This is a genomic window from Thiohalobacter thiocyanaticus, from assembly GCF_003932505.1.
Lineage (GTDB): Bacteria > Pseudomonadota > Gammaproteobacteria > Thiohalobacterales > Thiohalobacteraceae > Thiohalobacter > Thiohalobacter thiocyanaticus.
The window spans coordinates 2,755,033-2,770,060 of sequence record NZ_QZMU01000001.1 but is presented as its reverse complement, the minus strand read 5'-3'; the positions used below and the strand labels follow the sequence as shown (position 1 = coordinate 2,770,060).

The following is a 15,028-nucleotide window of genomic DNA, read 5'->3' as shown; positions in this document are numbered from 1 at the left end:
GAAACGCACGTCCACTACCTGGCGTTCTGACGACTGACCAGGCGCTCCATCATACGCAGATCACGCTTTCCCAGACGCAGTGCCGCCTCAACCCAGACCTTCGTAATATCGAGAAGCTCCCTGTAGTCCAGGGTATTGCAGGCATCCCTGACCTCACGCATGGCGCGATATCCGTTGGCAGCCCTCTCTGCGCGCTTGATGTATTCGAGCACAGCCAGTTCCCCCTCCCCCTTCTCGGCGAGGATGTCCACCACACCCATTTCATGCAACTCCTCGGCAGTGTAGAGCTGCCCGCCCAGGATCATCTGCTCAGCCCGCGCGGCACCGATTCTTCGTGACAACAGGCTGTAGGCACCCATCCCAGGAAACAGATTGAACAGGATCTCAGGCAGTCCCATCCTGGTGCCGCGCTCCGCAATGAGCACGTTGCTCGACAGGGCCGCCTCGAATCCGCCGCCCAGCGCATCGCCCTGCACCAGCGAGATCGTGGTCAGGTCACGCTCGAGATGGACTATGTTCTGGTAGAGAACATTGATACATGCCTTGGCATAATCAAGCAAACCATCATAGTCGCCGGCGGCGATCAGGGAACGGAATAGATCGAGATCACCACCAAGATTGAAAACACCATCGACATCGGAAGCGAGCACGAGATAGCGGTAATCCCGCCCTACCTCGCTGTCCTGCTCCTGGCGGACGCAGGCGAACCACTGGTCGATGTCCTGCAGCAGCTCCGGATTGAAGCATGGACGGGGCGATGCATGCATAAAATACCACCCGATCCCGTACTTCTCCTCGTAGTGAGTTGTGAGGTGGCGGTAAGGGGTGTTCTCGGAAACCTGAAATGCTGAAACACGATCACTGGCCAGACTGTACATTGGTCTCTCCTGGGTTAAGGTTGATAGCCTGCACAAATGCAACATTGCCCTGCGTATATATCAATGCCGGGGGAAATCCACAAATCCATCTGATCGGAGACCGCAATCCTGCTGTAATAACCAGCACGGCATTCATTGATAAATATGACATACATCAACAAATTACCCAATCGCCCCATTTTGACCAACACGATAAACCTTACATGCTCTATTCTTAGAAACGTTCCACCTCACTGAGCAGGCTAAAAGTGGACAGACTCCTGGAAAGCCGCGACTATGCGGAACTTCGCACCATCATCAATTACCTGGGCATCGCCGCCTTCGTAATCGATGTCGAGAACAACGACCACTTTCGCCTGGCCGCCATCAATCAACGTCACGAGCAGCTGACCGGCATGCACCATGCCGAGTGCGCCGGCCGTCTTGTTGACGAGGTTCTGCCGCCTGATCTGGCCGAGCAGGTCAGGAAAAACTACCGGCGCTGCGTCCGCCTGCGCAGTGCCATCGACTACGACGAGACCCTGGAGCTTCCCGCCGGCACCACCTTCTGGCGCACCACCCTGGTTCCCTATCTCGATCCAGACGGCCGGGTGTTCCGCCTGCTTGGCACCGCATTCGAAATCACCCGCACGGTACACCTGGAACAGAGCACCCGCTACCAGTCCGCAATTCTGAGCGCCTATCTGGAAGAGTCCCCCGACGGAATACTGGTAGTGGACGCCGACAACCACATGCGCACCTGGAACCAGCGTTTTCTCGAGATCTGGAACCTCCCGCTCGAGGTCATGGAATCGGGCGACGGCCGACGGGCACTGGAAATCGTCCGCAATCAGCTGGAGACGCCGGATGAATTCACCGAACGCATTCTGGATCTGTATCAGCATCTGGACCAGGAAGAGAGAGGCTACCGCTTCGCCATGCGCGACGGCCGCATGCTCGAACGCTACTCCCGAGGGCTGAAGGATACGCAGGGCACCTACTGGGGGCGCATCTGGTTCTACCGCGATGTTACCGATCACGAGATACTGACCAACAGATTGCTGCAGCTGGCCAGTACCGACTCCCTCACCGGCATCACCAATCGACGTATCTTCATGGAGACCATGGCAGAGGAATACCGCCGGGCCCGTCGCTACAATCACAGCTTCACTGTGCTGATGATCGACCTGGACCGGTTCAAGCAGGTCAACGACCGTTACGGACATGAAGGCGGCGACGCAGCATTGAAGAGCTTCACGGCCACCATTGCCCCGATGCTGCGCGAAACCGACCTCTTCGCCCGCATGGGGGGTGAGGAATTCACTATTCTACTGCCCGAAACGGACATCGAGGAGGCCACGCAGCTCGCCCGGCGCCTCGGCCAGGCCGTCGCCGGCATCACCGTGAACAGCCACCGCGGCGCCTTCGCCATCACCGTCAGCATCGGCGTCAGCCAGCTGCAGCCGGATGACGCCGACGCCGAGGAGACCCTGAGCCGGGCGGACAGGGCGCTCTATACCGCCAAGGAGGAAGGCAGAAACCGGGTGGCCTGCGCCTGAGACAGCGCTCATTCGAGCGCATAGCGCTCGATGGCGGCCTGCAGGATAAGCCGCAACAGCTCAGTATAGGAATAACCCGCCCAGCCCGCCATCATCGACATACGGCTGTCGGCATACCAGGTCGGATTGGGATTGGCATCGAGAAGCCGCGGCTGACCGTCGGTGCCGCAACGAAAATCAAACCTGGCATAGTCGCGGATACCCAGACGCCGATACAGACAGCTGCAGTATTCGATCAACCGGGCATGGGTGACTTCCTCCAGCTCAGCCCGTCGATGCCGGAGTTGATTCCAGTAAGGCGAGGCCGCATCGAACTTGGCATCATAGGTAAACACCGGCGGCAACCCCGGCTCCAGATCGCTGTAGTCGATCTCCGCCGGCGGCAGGGGAACAAGGCCCGTGGCGGGATTGCCGACAATGCCAACGGTATATTCCGGCCCGGTCAGAAAGTCCTGGATTACCGCCTCTGGCGGCTCAAGCATGCCGGCCAGTTTCGTCATGTAGGCAACGGCCTGGCTGGCATCATGGACCACGCAGTCCCTGCTCATGCCGAAACTGCCCGCGCCCTGGTTGGGCTTGATCAGGGCGGGATAGATTTCCGGCAGCGGCAAAGGGTCGGTTCGCAGGTCGACATATACTTCATTGGGGACGGGAATATTGAGGGTCACGGCCAGCGCACGTACCAGTGACTTGTCCGCGGTCACATTCAAGGTCATGCCATTGGATCCTGTATACGGAATATCCAGCATCTCCAGCAGGGACGGAATATGCGTGACCAGGTTCCAGTCATTGCGATAGCCCGTATCGCAGAAATTCAATGCCAGATCCAGATTCGCCCCACGAAGATCGTCGATGAGCCGCTCGTGGTCGTTGAAATAGCGAAACCGGTATCCGGTCAGCTGAGCCAGGGCGGCCTCCAACTGCTGAAAGGCCCGTATCTCCTCCTGCCCCAGGCGCCCCTCAGGGGAAAAGGAATAAGGCAGCTGCTGATCGCCCAGCAGAACCCCAACTGTCAGTTTCGAACCGGCCATGAAACCTGCCTGTCAAAGCCCGTATTACCGTGCTCAGACTTCGTCACGGGGAATGGTGTAATTCCAATCATGCGCCGAAAAGCGCTGATCGTCTTCATAGGCATCCAGGGTGGCATGGATGTAGAAGTTCTGCACATCGGAGGTGAGCACGGTGCGTGCCTCGGTGCGAATGGACCAGCCCCTGCGCTGCAGTCGCCACGTACCGACAACCTCGCCGCGAAAGGAGGCATATTCACCGCGCCAGTATTGATACCGCTCGGTAATCGCGCTGCCGGCTTCCATCCCGTGCTCCTCGAAACGGGTCAGGCCGTCGTTTATAACCACTTCCAGTGTGGAGACGTCGTTGGCCAGGTCCCGGATCACCGTCCAGCGGTGATCGACCGGCTCAAGCATGGTGGTGGGTGCGCCACGCGCGGCCTCGGGCTCGCCGAACTCGCGCAGAGTCTTGTCGGATTCGCGCGGCGGACGCTCCGGCAGGATCAACCGGCTGTCGTGTGTATGGATGGTCAGACAGACCCCGGAGGGGGGTGGCCAGGCGAGCGGGAAGTAGGAGGTGGAAATAGACAGGCGGATACGGTGGCCTTTCTCGAAACGTTGTGCCACATCGTTCAGCTGCAGGCGAATGGGGTAGCACTTATTGGGTTCCAGCGCCCGGGGATGCTCGTGACTGTCGCGGTGAGTCAGATTGAGCAGGCCGTAGGTGACGCGGGTGGCTTCGCCGTCAGGGGCCACGTCAGACAGGCGTGCGGCGACCATGGCCACGGGTTTGTTGGCGGATAGCGCCAGCTCGGCCACAGCCGCCCCGAGCATCTCCAGGGCCACCTCCAGGGGCTCGGTTTCGAAGATCAGCGCCCCACCGTCCTCTTCGCGCTGATCGTGGGGCAGGTCCGGCGGCGCGGCATAGGAACACCACTTGCCGGCAAACATCCCCACACTCAGCGGCGATTCGATGGACAGTGTCTCCTCCTTCCGCTCAGGCTGTGCATCACACTCAAGTGCGTGACGCCGCAGGTGAAAGACGCAGGGCCTGATGTAGTCGGAGGGCCATTGGCGCTCGGCCACCCAGCGCCCGGGACGGTGCTCGTAAGTGGGATGCGGCGGCACGCTGTGCTGCATCCATACCCGCAACTGCGGGTCCTCATCGACGCCATTGCTCCTGCCCTTGATCCAGTGGTCCAGCCAGCGTATGACCTCCTGAAGAAAGCCGATGGCCGGCCCCGGAGTGCCATATTGGGGATAGATATGACTCCAGGGTCCGATCAGCGCCTGACGCGGAACACGCAGGTGTTCGAGCATGCGAAAGATGGCATTGGAATAGCCATCAGCCCAGCCGCTGGCCAGCAGCACCGGCACCTGGATCGCCGCATAGTCCTCGCAGACGGAGCCCTGCTTCCAATAGTCATCACGGCGTTGATGCCGCAGCCACTTGGCCAGCCACAGGCCACTGCCATCGAGGCGCTGCTTCCACATCTCACGCCAGCGCTCGCCCACCACCGCCGGATCCGGCGGCAGCGAATTGAACCCGAACATCACCGAGGCCCAGGACAGGTTGTCCCCCAACAGACAGCCCCCCATGTAGTGCACATCATCGGCATAGCGGTCATCCGTGGAGCAGAGACTGATCACCGTCTTCAGTTCCGGTGGCCGGCGCGCTGCGATCTGAAGGCCATTGAAGCCGCCCCAGGAGATACCGATCATCGCCACCGAGCCGTCGCACCAGGGCTGCTCGGCGAGCCAGCGGATGACCGCCAGCCCGTCATCCTGCTCCAGTTCGAGGTACTCATCCTCCAGAACGCCTTCGGAATCCCCGCTGCCGCGCAGATCCACCCGCACGCCCGCGTACCCGTGGCCGGCCAGGTAGGGCATCATCCGGCTGTCACCGCGGCGATTGTGATCGCGACGCCGGTAGGGGATATAGTCCAGCACAGCCGGCACCGGCGCATGCTCGGCCCCCTCGGGCAGCCACAGGCGTGCTGCCAGGCGACAGCCGTCGGGCATGGGGATCCATTCGGTTTCTATCTCGCGAACGGGATATGGAAAGCGGTCGATGACTTTCATGGCGCCTCACCCTGTGCCAGTGGAGTGAACCCACTCAGTCCAATCGTAGTAGGACATCGACGAGAACTCTACTACGCTTCCCCAGGAGAGGTGCCGACGGTGCCGGGCGGAATTCTCCTGCAGATCAGAAAAGGATGGCGCTGTGCCCCGAAATGTCTTCATCCTGGGACTCAACGACTTCAATCGGCGTCTGCTGGAGACTATCGGCGATGCCGGGCAGTACCGTTTTCTCCCCCTGCTCGACAATGCCGACCTCGAGGAACCGGAGGTCTACCGCGTCAGGGAGCAACTGGACGCGGCACGGGCGCATCTGCGCGCCTTCCCCGGGCACATCGACGCCATCATCGGCTACATCGACATGCCGGTGGGATTAATGGTGCCGATCCTGTGCCGCGAGTTCGGCCTGCCCACGGCAACGCTGGAGAGCGTGCTCCAGTGCCAGCACAAATACTGGAGCCGCCTGCAGCAACGCCGTGTCATCCCCGAGCACATCCCGCATTTCAACCTGGTCAATCCCTATGCGCCCGATGCCGCTTCCCAGATCCAGCTCGACTATCCTTTCTGGTTGAAGCCGGTCAAGTCCGCCGGCGCCTATCTCGGGTTCCGGGTACACAACCGGCGCCAGCTCGAGTACTTCCTGCAGATCATACGCCGGGATATCCAGCACGTATCACAACCTCTCAACCATATCCTGGACTATGCCGAATTGCCGACGGAGATCGCCGGCATCGACTTCAATTACTGCATTGCCGAGCAGCTCATCGGCGGCCGCCAGTGCACCCTGGAAGGGTACGTCTACAATGGCGAGTTCCGGGTATTCGGCGTAGTCGATTCGATCCGGCACGCCAACCGCACCAGCTTCACCCGCTATGAGTATCCGTCCAAACTGCCGCAACGCATCACCCAGGCCATGACCGATATCACCCGGGCATTCCTCAAACATATCGATTTCGACAACTCCACATTCAATGTCGAATTCTTCTGGGATCAACGCCGGGACAGGGTCTGGCTGCTCGAAGTCAACACCCGGATCTCACAGTCACACAGCTATCTCTTTGCCATGGTCGACGGCGCCTCCAATCACCAGGCCATGGTCGAGATCGGCGCGGGAACACGCCCGACGATACCGCACCGACAGGGAAAGTACCGATATGCGGCCAAATGCTTCTTACGGAAATTCGAGGATGCGATCGTGCAGAGGGTGCCTGACGCGGATCAGATCAAGCACATTCAGGAAAGCGTGCCCGACACAATGATAAAAATGAATGTCAGCGAGGGAACCAAACTATGGCATCTACGCGAACAGGAAAGCTACAGCTATGAGATTGCGTGGATATTTGTCGCAGCGAACACACGCCAGCAATTGCAGGCCCGTTACCGGAAATGTGTCGAGGGGCTGGACATTCGATTTTCGGATGTCGTGCCATCCGAGGCGAATGACATGTGACCCACAGGGAGAGACAGCACATGAAATCGCCGAACAGTATCCGGCTCCGGCTGATTGAGCTGCAACAGCTCGCGCAGGATGTCGGCAAATCGTTCATGCCTGGAATTGGCTCTATTATCAGCCATGGTCTGTTCCATCGGCCTGTGCTATCGGTTTAAGTCGATTTATGCCTTTTGTGCATCCAGCGCTGCCAGCACCTTATGGCAGCGCTCACTGATGATATTGAGGATTCGGTCGTTGATGTCCTGGTGGCCGTGACGATCCTGAAACTCTGCCGCGAGGTCTGCGGCCATCGCCTCCAGGGATTGACTCATTTCCACCAGGACCTGGCGCACCAGCTTGTAGCCGATATCCACGTCTTTTGCGAATTGTTCCCAGCGCTGCGCAATGACCCAGTTCGGTCGGTCTTCGCCACCGATATGCATGGCCAGCCGCTCGGACAGATCCGGATATACGGCAGTGCTCATCAGGTCATAAAAGGGCGCCAGGTGGGGGCCGCCATCGCTCAGCAGCAGGGAGATGTTCTTGGCATGGGCGTCGGCGTTGCCGATCAGGTAGTTGAAGATCACCCAGTCCAGCAGGGCGCGGATGTCGGCGACCGGCGAGATGCTCTGCTCTCTCAACAGGGTGAAGCATTGCTGTAGGTTCGGGCCGCCCTCCTTTTCATATTTCTGATCCGGCGGAATGCCCAAGGCCTGGCAGAAATCCTCCTGGTGCACCCGCTCCAGGCCGCCCGCCGCTGTCCGGCGGCGGGCGTAGCGTTCGACAAGGTACAGCGGCGTTTGCTTGTGCAACAATGTCACCGTCGGGACCCGCAGGCCGATCTGCTCGGCCAACTGCAAGCAGAAGGCCTCGTTATACACGGAATCCGGATAGTCGGGGATCGGCGGCTTGAGGATGTGGCTGCTGGGGACGGCGCCCATCGGCAGGCTGATGGCCTGCCCGTCGAAATACACCGGCAGCTTGTTCTGGGCCCCGGCCAGGGACAGGCGCACCCCCTCCTCGCCGGCCAGCATGGGCCGGCGTGGCAACTCGGCCACCAGGGCATTGAGGGCGTCGTCATTCAGAGGTTTGTAGCTGCCCGCCCCGCTGAGCGGGATGTCGGCCGACAGGACGCTCACGGCACCGGCGCACTCACCGCCGACCGCCTCCAGCAAAGCGAAATCGTTCTGCTCCGACAGGCCCAGCCGACGGGCAATGGTGCGGCGCAGGTCGGACTCCGGCAGCAGGTTGGCGAAAAAGGGCCGGGCGCGGTCATCCTCGAAGGCTTCGGGCTGGAGGGGCAGTTGCAGGGACAGGGGCACGGCACCGGGATTGGCCAGCCAGTCGGGATCGTACTGGAAGATGAAGCGGCGCCCGGCGTCCAGCCAGAGGCGTCCGACCCGCTCGGTGCGCAAATAGACGCTCAGGGCCTGCTCGGCGGCCTGGGTCATTCCGGGCGCCCGGGGCTGGTCGCGGGCGCCTGATTCCAGCCGCGCGGGCGAAGGCTGAGTTCCAGCCCCAGGCACTTGAGCACTTGCAGGACCTTGCCCAACGCCATGGTGGACTTGCCGTTTTCCAGCTCGGAGATAAAGCGCACCCCCACGCCGCACAGGGCCGCGAACTCGGCCTGGGTCGCACCCTGGGCCTTGCGCTGAGCGCGGACGCAGCGGCCGATATCCTCGGCGGTCATAATTTTCCCGAGCGGTAATTTTTTGTCGGAATCCATGTACGGCAGCCTATTATATTCCCGGTCGGGAATATAACTGGTTATAAATTCGGTTGGCAAGTATTATTTTCCCGTACGGGAATATATGGGTGTGAAGGGATTGAGCGTAGCGAATTACCCCAACCGATTGATTCTGATGTAGGAGATTGCTTCGCTCCGCGCATGGAATCCCTGCGGGCTTCATTATGGGTACCCCACCCTCCCGCTCTGGGCATCGCAATGGCGAGGTTAAGTGTATTAATCAGAGGTTCCCTGTTCGGCAATACTATGCAACTTTGCGCAGGAAAAGTTACATAAACAGTGTCAGTGGCATGCCTTTATACAACCTTGGGACAGAAATCCCGGCAACTCCCTTTATTGTCGGGCTGGTAGCCTGCCCTGGTTTATTTCCCGGTAAGTTCGATCGCTACATCGTCGAGATCAGCGACTGCATACTGATCTATCGCCAGCCCCAGCTTCTGCGGATCCTCGATCACAACGTATTGCCAGCGCCCATACTCTCCGTGGTTGTTCACCGCCGCCACCCAGCGCTCTGCCGCCTTGGCCTTGAGGTCAGCATCGTCGTGTGCTGTCCCTTGATCTCAACGATGAGCTGCAACCCATTGTCGAGTGACCTCCTCCCTGAAACCTGTGCATTCCCGCTTCTACAGGGATGACGGGAAAGTAACAGTCAGAAAAACTCCTCAACAATCAGACAATCTTTTCCAGCTGTTTTAGCAACTCAGGCACATCATCGTGAATTATGCTCCATATCGTATCGTCATCAATCCCCAGATAGGCATGAATCAAGCGATTGCGCGTGGCAATGATCATCCGCCATGGAATGTCAGGATACTGCTGGCGTACCGTATCCGGTACACGGGCAGCCGCTTCGCCGATCAGTTCCAGATTACGCAAAGTGGCATCATAAACCATGTTGTTGGATACAAAGGCTTGCCGATCCATTCCTTTGGTATAGGCGAGGCACTTGGTGGAAAGGAAATCATATCCTGAATATAGAAACGCCATTCCCGCTCCGGCGCATCCGAATCAGACATGAATCGCTTCCTTTTCCACGTAGGGTCGAAGCTCGGGTCGCAGCGCCTTATCGGTAACCAGATCCACCGGACAATCCATCAGGTCTTCCAGATAGAACTGAACGCCGAAATAACGCTTCGAGTTTGCGGGGCCATCGAAGGACACCAGAATATCCACGTCACTGTCCTGTCCGGCGGTATCCCGTGCCGTCGAGCCGAATAGCGCAAGGCCTGTAACGCCGAACCGCTTGGCCAATTCGGACTTATGAGTGTCCAGCAATTTTATAACTTCATGTTTTTTCATTAATAATGATTGGCTATTTATTAAGCCTTCAATCGATCGAAGATATAGCCAAATACAAAAGAGGGATCGCTGGCGAGCGTCAAAACTGGCAAACAGGCTTTGTGGCAGCCAGCCACCAATGCCTGAGAATAGATTTCATCAGGCAAAGAAAAAGGGCCCGTTTGGGCCCTGTTCTTTGTTGGCGGAGAGGGAGGGATTCGAACCCTCGGTACGTTGCCGTACACACACTTTCCAGGCGTGCTCCTTCGACCGCTCGGACACCTCTCCGGGATTCCCGCCGGCCCGAGGCCGGGACAGCAAAGCGCGCTAGCATAAACCGGTAGGGCGGAATTGTAAACTCCGGTTCGGGAATCATTTTACCCCGTGGATCAGCAGGTTGGATAAAAACATCGGCTGCCGCGGCGATGCGGAAATACTGACACCAAATCTTAACACTCCCGTCCTTACAATATGTAGCCTCATTCGGACACGTGCCGGTCTGCTGGCCGGCAGCATCAGCACTGCGGATTCGTTATGTTCGAGCACTTCATTCCCTCTTTCCGGCGCCAGTGGCGCACCGCCCTCTCCGCACTGTGTTGTTGGCGGGCGGCGCGGCGCTGGCCGGGGGCTGGTATTTCGCGCCGGCGGCTGACATGGCAGCCGTTCCCACCAGCGCACACCCCGACCAGGCAGGCGCGGCCGGGGATACCGCCCCGGCTTCGCCCGTACGGGTGCCGACCCCATCGGCGGCGCCGGCACGAGCAGCGACGAAGGCAGCAACGCCGGCTGCGCCGGCCACGGGCGCTGTTCCTGCATCTGCAACTGTAACCGGATCGGAACCCCACCCGGCCACGTCTGCCGATTACACAACCGCGGCAGACACCGGCGGCCGGGCTCATCGGCTGGATGATGCCGATGACGGTGACGACAACATCAGCGCCGCCGCTCCTGTCGGATACGGAACACACCGGGCAGCGGAACCAACGCAGGCGGCAACCGCCAGCCTGAGCTACTACAACAGCGGTTACACCTCTGCCGGGCGGGAGCAGATTCGGTCCGCACTACAGGCCGGGGATGGCGATGTCATCCATATCTCCAACGCGGGCGACCAGATCCTGGTCAGCCGCAACACCGCCGTCCACCTGCCGACCGGTTCCGGCCCGGGTTCAGCCGGTCGCAGGCGCGACCAGTCGAACGCTCCGGACGCTTCTGAGCCGCGCCTCGGTCAGGAACCGGAGCAGCCGCACATGGCCACCCCCAACTGCCCGGGCATCATGCCGGAAACCACCAGCGAGGAGGCGGTGAGGAGCATGGTCCAGAATTATGGCTGTCGCTATCTGCTGACCTGTCGCCTGTCCAACGACGGCAATGACCAGGTGCTGTGCGTCTACACCTTCGCCGGAGTGAATGGCTGATGCGTATCCCTGCCCGAACGCGGAACGCCCATGAAAGCCCCGACCGCATTCAACCATCACCCGCGCCAACCCGGTTTCCGGGGCGAAGCAGTGTCGGTCATCCAGTCGCCGCGGCCGCGGCTGGGCCTGATCCTGGGCGCGGGACAACATATGCATCCTGCCACCGGCGCCAAACGCTTCGATCTGAGTGTGATCGATCTGGACGATCCCGCACTTCCACTGACCCTGATACCGATGGACTTCTTCGGCCACGGGATCGCCGCCGACCCGCTCAATCCGCAGCGCATCAGCGTGTTCGAAAAACGCGGCCGCGGCGCCTGCGAAATCGACCTGTGCCAGGGCCGTGTCAGCCGCACCATCCACACGGCGGACAACCGCCAGTTCTACGGCCACGGCGCCTATTCACCGGACGGCCGGCTGCTGCTGTGCACTGAGACGATCATGGAAGGCGAGTACCCGGGCGTGATCGTGGTACGCGATGCCAGCACACATGACTACCTGGGCGAATTCCCAAGCCATGGCGCGCATCCGCATGACTGCCGGCTGATCGACGGCGGTCGCACGCTGGTGGTGACCAACGGTGGTGGTCCGCGCGAGGGCGCCGCACCCAGCGTGACCTACATCGACGTGCGTAGCGAACAGTTGCTGGAGAAGCTCGAGTTCGAGCGCAGGGACATCAACGCCGGCCATCTGGACATCGCCACCGACGGCAGCCTGGCGGTGGTCTCCGCCCAACGCCAGGGCCTGCCCCACCAGGCCCCGGGCGGCATCAGCCTGCGGCCGGCCGGCGGTGAATTCCGGACCCTGCGCAGGCCCTCGGGCATCATCAAGCGCCTGCGGGGTGAGACCCTCAGCGTGCGCATCCATGCCCCCACCGGGGTGGCGGGCGCGACCACGCCGGACGGCAATCTGCTGACCTTCTGGGATATTGCCAGCGGCGAGCTGATCCGCTGCTACGGGCTGGAGAACCCGCGCGGCATCGAACTGACGCAGGACGGCGAGCATTTCGTGGTCAGCTTCGGCTTCCGCCAGCCGGCGGAGGCCATCACGCTGTTCTCGGCCCGTACGCTGGAGAAAGTGGAGGGTTTCGACCTCGACCCGACCGCCATCACCGGCTCACATCTGTTCTCCTGTTCGCTGCCCAGCGTGGCGTAAAACACGCCCGGTGGGAACAGCTCAATTACCGTCGGCTGTCCTGCCCTCTTCCCTGGCGGCAATCTGTTCGGGCGGCTCGCGCCGGTGGCGCTCGACATTCACGCTGGACTCGAACTCCATCACCTGCAGGTCTTCGAGTTTGAAACGATAGTCCTGGTACTCGTTCTCGACCCTGACTCTGCCGATGCCGGTGAAGGGCTCCTTGCGGCTGACGGCCACATCACGGTAGCGCTTGAGCAGATCGGCATTGGCCTCGAACAGCCTGTCGTTGTTGCCGCGACACTCCTCAATCCAGGCCTCGCGTTCCTGCACCGCACGCACCAGGTGCCGGTTGTCGGCATGCAGGCCGCGCAGGGTGGTGACGGACTCCTGATAGCGGGCCATGAGCTGCTTGTAGCGTTCCACATCGGCGTTGATGCGCTCGACCAGCTGCTCATTGGTGTCACGGGACCTGTCCAGGCGCGATTCGGTGTTCTGATGCTCTTCGCGCAGTGTTTCCAGCTCCGCCTCCAGCTCGGCCTTCTCGGCCTGCAGCTGTGTGAGCTGTCCCTGCAGTGCGTTGTTTTCCTGACTCAGCTGGCGCAGCTGATACTGCGCCTTGCGCAGCGCCGGGTCGTCGCCGTCGCGGCGGGTCTCGCCATGGACAGAGGAAACACACAGCAGCCCCAGCAGCGGGATCAGCAATCGCAACGACTCCGACCTGTTCATTATCATACCGCCTCCTAGAATTTGGACACCAGATCAAGCTGCAGCACATCAATGCCCAGGGCGGGGCCATCGATTTCGTCCGCGCTCATGTAGCGGAATTTGAGATAGGTGTTCTGCAGCACGCCATAGCTGGCGCCGAGGATCCAGCCCTTGGTATTGGTCCCGCCCAGGTGGAAATCGGAATCGGTGAAGGCGTCCAGCACAGCGTCGCGTTCCAGATACTTGTAGCCGAAGGAAACCTGCCAGGCGCGGCGTTCCAGCAGACTGGGCCAGCCCACGGTCACCCTGGCGTAATAGCCTTCATTCTGCTCCTCGCCGGGGTCGTCGGTGAACAGGCTGCTGTTGACGAACATGTCGCCGCCGCCGATACGATCGCGGATGTCGTCCGCATCGTAGCCGATGTTCTGCACATAGTCGCCGGTCAGAATGACATGGATTGGTGCGAAATCGGCGATATCGTATTCCGCTGTGAGATTGAGCAGATTGAAGTCCGAGGCCAACCCGAAGCGCTGGAAGGGATTGGCCGGGTCATTGCTGATGTCGAACATACTGTTGCCCTTCTGCAGGATGCCCGGCGCGGTGAAATCATACAGGTTGGGCTGGCTCAGCGGGCTGCGCTTGCCCGTGATGTCGATGTAGTCGTAATAGGCCAGCCCCAGGCGCAGCCGCGACTGGTCCTCGAAATTCAGATCGGCACCGAGCTGGGCGCCGAGCAGCCACTTGTCGCGGCGGTCGAGTTCCACCTCGTCCAGCACAAAGGCACCCAGGGTGGCGAACAGGTGCTGCTTACGCTCGTCCAGCGCCAGCAGGCTGTGGGACCCGCCCAACTTGTGGCGGTAGGTCAGCGCGCCGCCATCGAAGTTCAGGTCCGAGTCCCATACCAGGTCGGTGGAGAACCAGGGGTTGGGCATGCGTCCGCCCCAGGCCGTCAGCCAGGGCTCGCCCTGCAGATCGAGCATGTTGTACTTCAGGTAGGCCCGGTCCAGGTTCAGGTCCATGGAGCCGAAATTATTGTCCAGGCTTTCGTTGGTGGAGACCGCCGCGCCGGTCGAACCGCTGGCCAGGCGCAGGCCGGCTGTCAACCCGCGGGTGACCTCGGCCTTGATGCCCAGGCGGGCGCGCAGGCGGGCGCGGTAGCGATCCTCGCGGGTGTTGAGGAACGAACGGTTGAAGCCGCCGTTTTCATTGACCTCGCTGAAGTCGACGAAGGCGGCGCCGAAGTCGGGATTGTCCGAGCTGAACAGATCGGCCTGGGTGCGCAGGCGCAGATCGCCGCTGAACTTGAAGCGCCGGGTCCAGTCGGGCAGCGCCTGGGGCAACCCCCAGCCTTCCTGCCGGGCCTGGGACATGACGTCCCCGACCACCTCGCTGCGCAGATCGGCACGCACCTGCTGGCGGATCTCATCGCGCACGAATCCCGGCACATAGGGAACCCGGACCACATCCGGCTCGCCCTGCGCCTCGGCGCGCTCCCGAGCGCGCATCTCCCGCTCCGCGGATGCCTCGGCCCGGGTGATGATGGCATCGGCCCGCTCCGCCGACAGCACCCCTTCGTTGACCAGGGCCTCGATCAGGTTCAGGGTCGTGCTCTTGAGCTTGAGCAGTTCCTCCCTCTCTTCGGCGAAGGCCGACTGGGAACACGGCAGGGCCGACAACAGCAGGATTGCGTAGTGGATCGGTTTCATGATTGATTTCCGCAGCGAAGGCTTGGTGAGGCCTGCGCAGATGGTTGACAGTTACCCTGCATGCAGGTCATTCCGGCGCAGGCGGAGATCCATTGGTCGCAGCGGT

12 protein-coding genes, 1 tRNA gene and 2 pseudogenes are annotated in these 15,028 nt (G+C 60.9%); 4 read left to right on the top strand and 11 right to left on the bottom strand.

All coding sequences use genetic code 11. The features are described from left to right. Positions 1–14: 14 nt before the first annotated feature. Positions 15–878 (bottom strand): crotonase/enoyl-CoA hydratase family protein, encoded by an 864-nt coding sequence (locus tag D6C00_RS12965; protein ID WP_125182087.1) that lies wholly within the window; start codon positions 876–878, stop codon positions 15–17. 248 nt (positions 879–1,126) lie between these two features. Between D6C00_RS12965 and D6C00_RS12960 the strand changes: the two genes are divergently transcribed. Then, positions 1,127–2,416: a sensor domain-containing diguanylate cyclase gene (locus tag D6C00_RS12960; RefSeq protein WP_125182086.1), complete on the top strand. Its 1,290-nt coding sequence runs from the start codon at positions 1,127–1,129 to the stop codon at positions 2,414–2,416. An 8-nt stretch (positions 2,417–2,424) separates the two neighbouring features. On the opposite strand, the gene D6C00_RS12955 is transcribed toward D6C00_RS12960, so the two are convergent. Together D6C00_RS12955 and D6C00_RS12950 are read right to left on the bottom strand one after the other, a co-directional pair. Further along, positions 2,425–3,447 carry a D-alanine--D-alanine ligase family protein gene (locus D6C00_RS12955; RefSeq protein WP_125182085.1) on the bottom strand — a complete coding sequence of 341 codons (1,023 nt, stop codon included), beginning with the start codon at positions 3,445–3,447 and terminating at the stop codon, positions 2,425–2,427. Between the two features lie 33 nt (positions 3,448–3,480). Further along, on the bottom strand, positions 3,481–5,505 hold the full coding sequence (locus D6C00_RS12950; RefSeq protein ID WP_125182084.1) for a CocE/NonD family hydrolase: 2,025 nt from the start codon (positions 5,503–5,505) through the stop codon (positions 3,481–3,483). 142 nt (positions 5,506–5,647) lie between these two features. Between D6C00_RS12950 and D6C00_RS12945 the strand changes: the two genes are divergently transcribed. Continuing rightward, entirely contained in the window at positions 5,648–6,952 is a 1,305-nt protein-coding gene (locus D6C00_RS12945; RefSeq protein ID WP_125182083.1) for an ATP-grasp domain-containing protein, read from the top strand. A 164-nt stretch (positions 6,953–7,116) separates the two neighbouring features. Here D6C00_RS12945 and D6C00_RS12940 read toward each other — a convergent pair whose 3' ends face one another. The 6 genes and pseudogenes from D6C00_RS12940 to D6C00_RS12920 all read right to left on the bottom strand — a co-directional run bounded on the left by D6C00_RS12940 (position 7,117) and on the right by D6C00_RS12920 (position 10,247). Next, positions 7,117–8,385 (bottom strand): type II toxin-antitoxin system HipA family toxin, encoded by a 1,269-nt coding sequence (locus D6C00_RS12940; RefSeq protein ID WP_125182082.1) that lies wholly within the window; start codon positions 8,383–8,385, stop codon positions 7,117–7,119. Then, a complete protein-coding gene (locus tag D6C00_RS12935; protein WP_206609568.1) occupies positions 8,382–8,624 on the bottom strand; it encodes a helix-turn-helix transcriptional regulator in 243 nt (80 codons plus the stop codon). Before D6C00_RS12935 ends, D6C00_RS12940 begins: the two co-directional genes overlap by 4 nt. Before the next feature lie 419 nt (positions 8,625–9,043). After that, positions 9,044–9,270, bottom strand: a pseudogene (locus tag D6C00_RS16785) (hypothetical protein); the annotation flags it as partial. An 80-nt stretch (positions 9,271–9,350) separates the two neighbouring features. Further along, positions 9,351–9,697: pseudogene (locus D6C00_RS12930) on the bottom strand (HepT-like ribonuclease domain-containing protein). Then, positions 9,690–9,980 (bottom strand): nucleotidyltransferase family protein, encoded by a 291-nt coding sequence (locus D6C00_RS12925; RefSeq protein WP_125182080.1) that lies wholly within the window; start codon positions 9,978–9,980, stop codon positions 9,690–9,692. Before D6C00_RS12925 ends, D6C00_RS12930 begins: the two are co-directional and overlap by 8 nt. A gap of 179 nt (positions 9,981–10,159) precedes the next feature. After that, positions 10,160–10,247 (bottom strand) — tRNA-Ser (locus D6C00_RS12920). 365 nt (positions 10,248–10,612) lie between these two features. On the opposite strand from D6C00_RS12920, the gene D6C00_RS12915 reads away from it, so the two are divergent. Both D6C00_RS12915 and D6C00_RS12910 read left to right on the top strand, forming a co-directional pair. Continuing rightward, positions 10,613–11,374, top strand: a complete 762-nt coding sequence (locus D6C00_RS12915) for a hypothetical protein (protein WP_125182079.1) — start codon at positions 10,613–10,615, stop codon at positions 11,372–11,374. A gap of 30 nt (positions 11,375–11,404) precedes the next feature. Beyond that, complete coding sequence (locus D6C00_RS12910; RefSeq protein WP_125182078.1) at positions 11,405–12,529, top strand: DUF1513 domain-containing protein; 1,125 nt, start codon at positions 11,405–11,407, stop codon at positions 12,527–12,529. 21 nt (positions 12,530–12,550) lie between these two features. On the opposite strand, the gene D6C00_RS12905 is transcribed toward D6C00_RS12910, so the two are convergent. Next, on the bottom strand, positions 12,551–13,237 hold the full coding sequence (locus tag D6C00_RS12905; RefSeq protein WP_125182077.1) for a hypothetical protein: 687 nt from the start codon (positions 13,235–13,237) through the stop codon (positions 12,551–12,553). 14 nt (positions 13,238–13,251) lie between these two features. Further along, complete coding sequence (locus tag D6C00_RS12900; RefSeq protein WP_125182076.1) at positions 13,252–14,922, bottom strand: putative porin; 1,671 nt, start codon at positions 14,920–14,922, stop codon at positions 13,252–13,254. Between the last annotated feature and the right edge of the window lie 106 nt (positions 14,923–15,028).

Excerpts from the sequence above, each read along its gene's own strand:
- D6C00_RS12965 (WP_125182087.1), bottom strand. The coding sequence starts at position 878 with ATGTACAGTCTGGCCAGTGATCGTGTTTCAGCATTTCAGGTTTCCGAG.
- D6C00_RS12955 (WP_125182085.1), bottom strand. The coding sequence starts at position 3,447 with ATGGCCGGTTCGAAACTGACAGTTGGGGTTCTGCTGGGCGATCAGCAG.
- D6C00_RS12950 (WP_125182084.1), bottom strand. The coding sequence starts at position 5,505 with ATGAAAGTCATCGACCGCTTTCCATATCCCGTTCGCGAGATAGAAACC.
- D6C00_RS12940 (WP_125182082.1), bottom strand. The coding sequence starts at position 8,385 with ATGACCCAGGCCGCCGAGCAGGCCCTGAGCGTCTATTTGCGCACCGAG.
- D6C00_RS12935 (WP_206609568.1), bottom strand. The coding sequence starts at position 8,624 with ATGACCGCCGAGGATATCGGCCGCTGCGTCCGCGCTCAGCGCAAGGCC.
- D6C00_RS12925 (WP_125182080.1), bottom strand. The coding sequence starts at position 9,980 with ATGAAAAAACATGAAGTTATAAAATTGCTGGACACTCATAAGTCCGAA.
- D6C00_RS12915 (WP_125182079.1), top strand. The coding sequence starts at position 10,613 with ATGGCAGCCGTTCCCACCAGCGCACACCCCGACCAGGCAGGCGCGGCC.
- D6C00_RS12910 (WP_125182078.1), top strand. The coding sequence starts at position 11,405 with ATGAAAGCCCCGACCGCATTCAACCATCACCCGCGCCAACCCGGTTTC.
- D6C00_RS12905 (WP_125182077.1), bottom strand. The coding sequence starts at position 13,237 with ATGAACAGGTCGGAGTCGTTGCGATTGCTGATCCCGCTGCTGGGGCTG.
- D6C00_RS12900 (WP_125182076.1), bottom strand. The coding sequence starts at position 14,922 with ATGAAACCGATCCACTACGCAATCCTGCTGTTGTCGGCCCTGCCGTGT.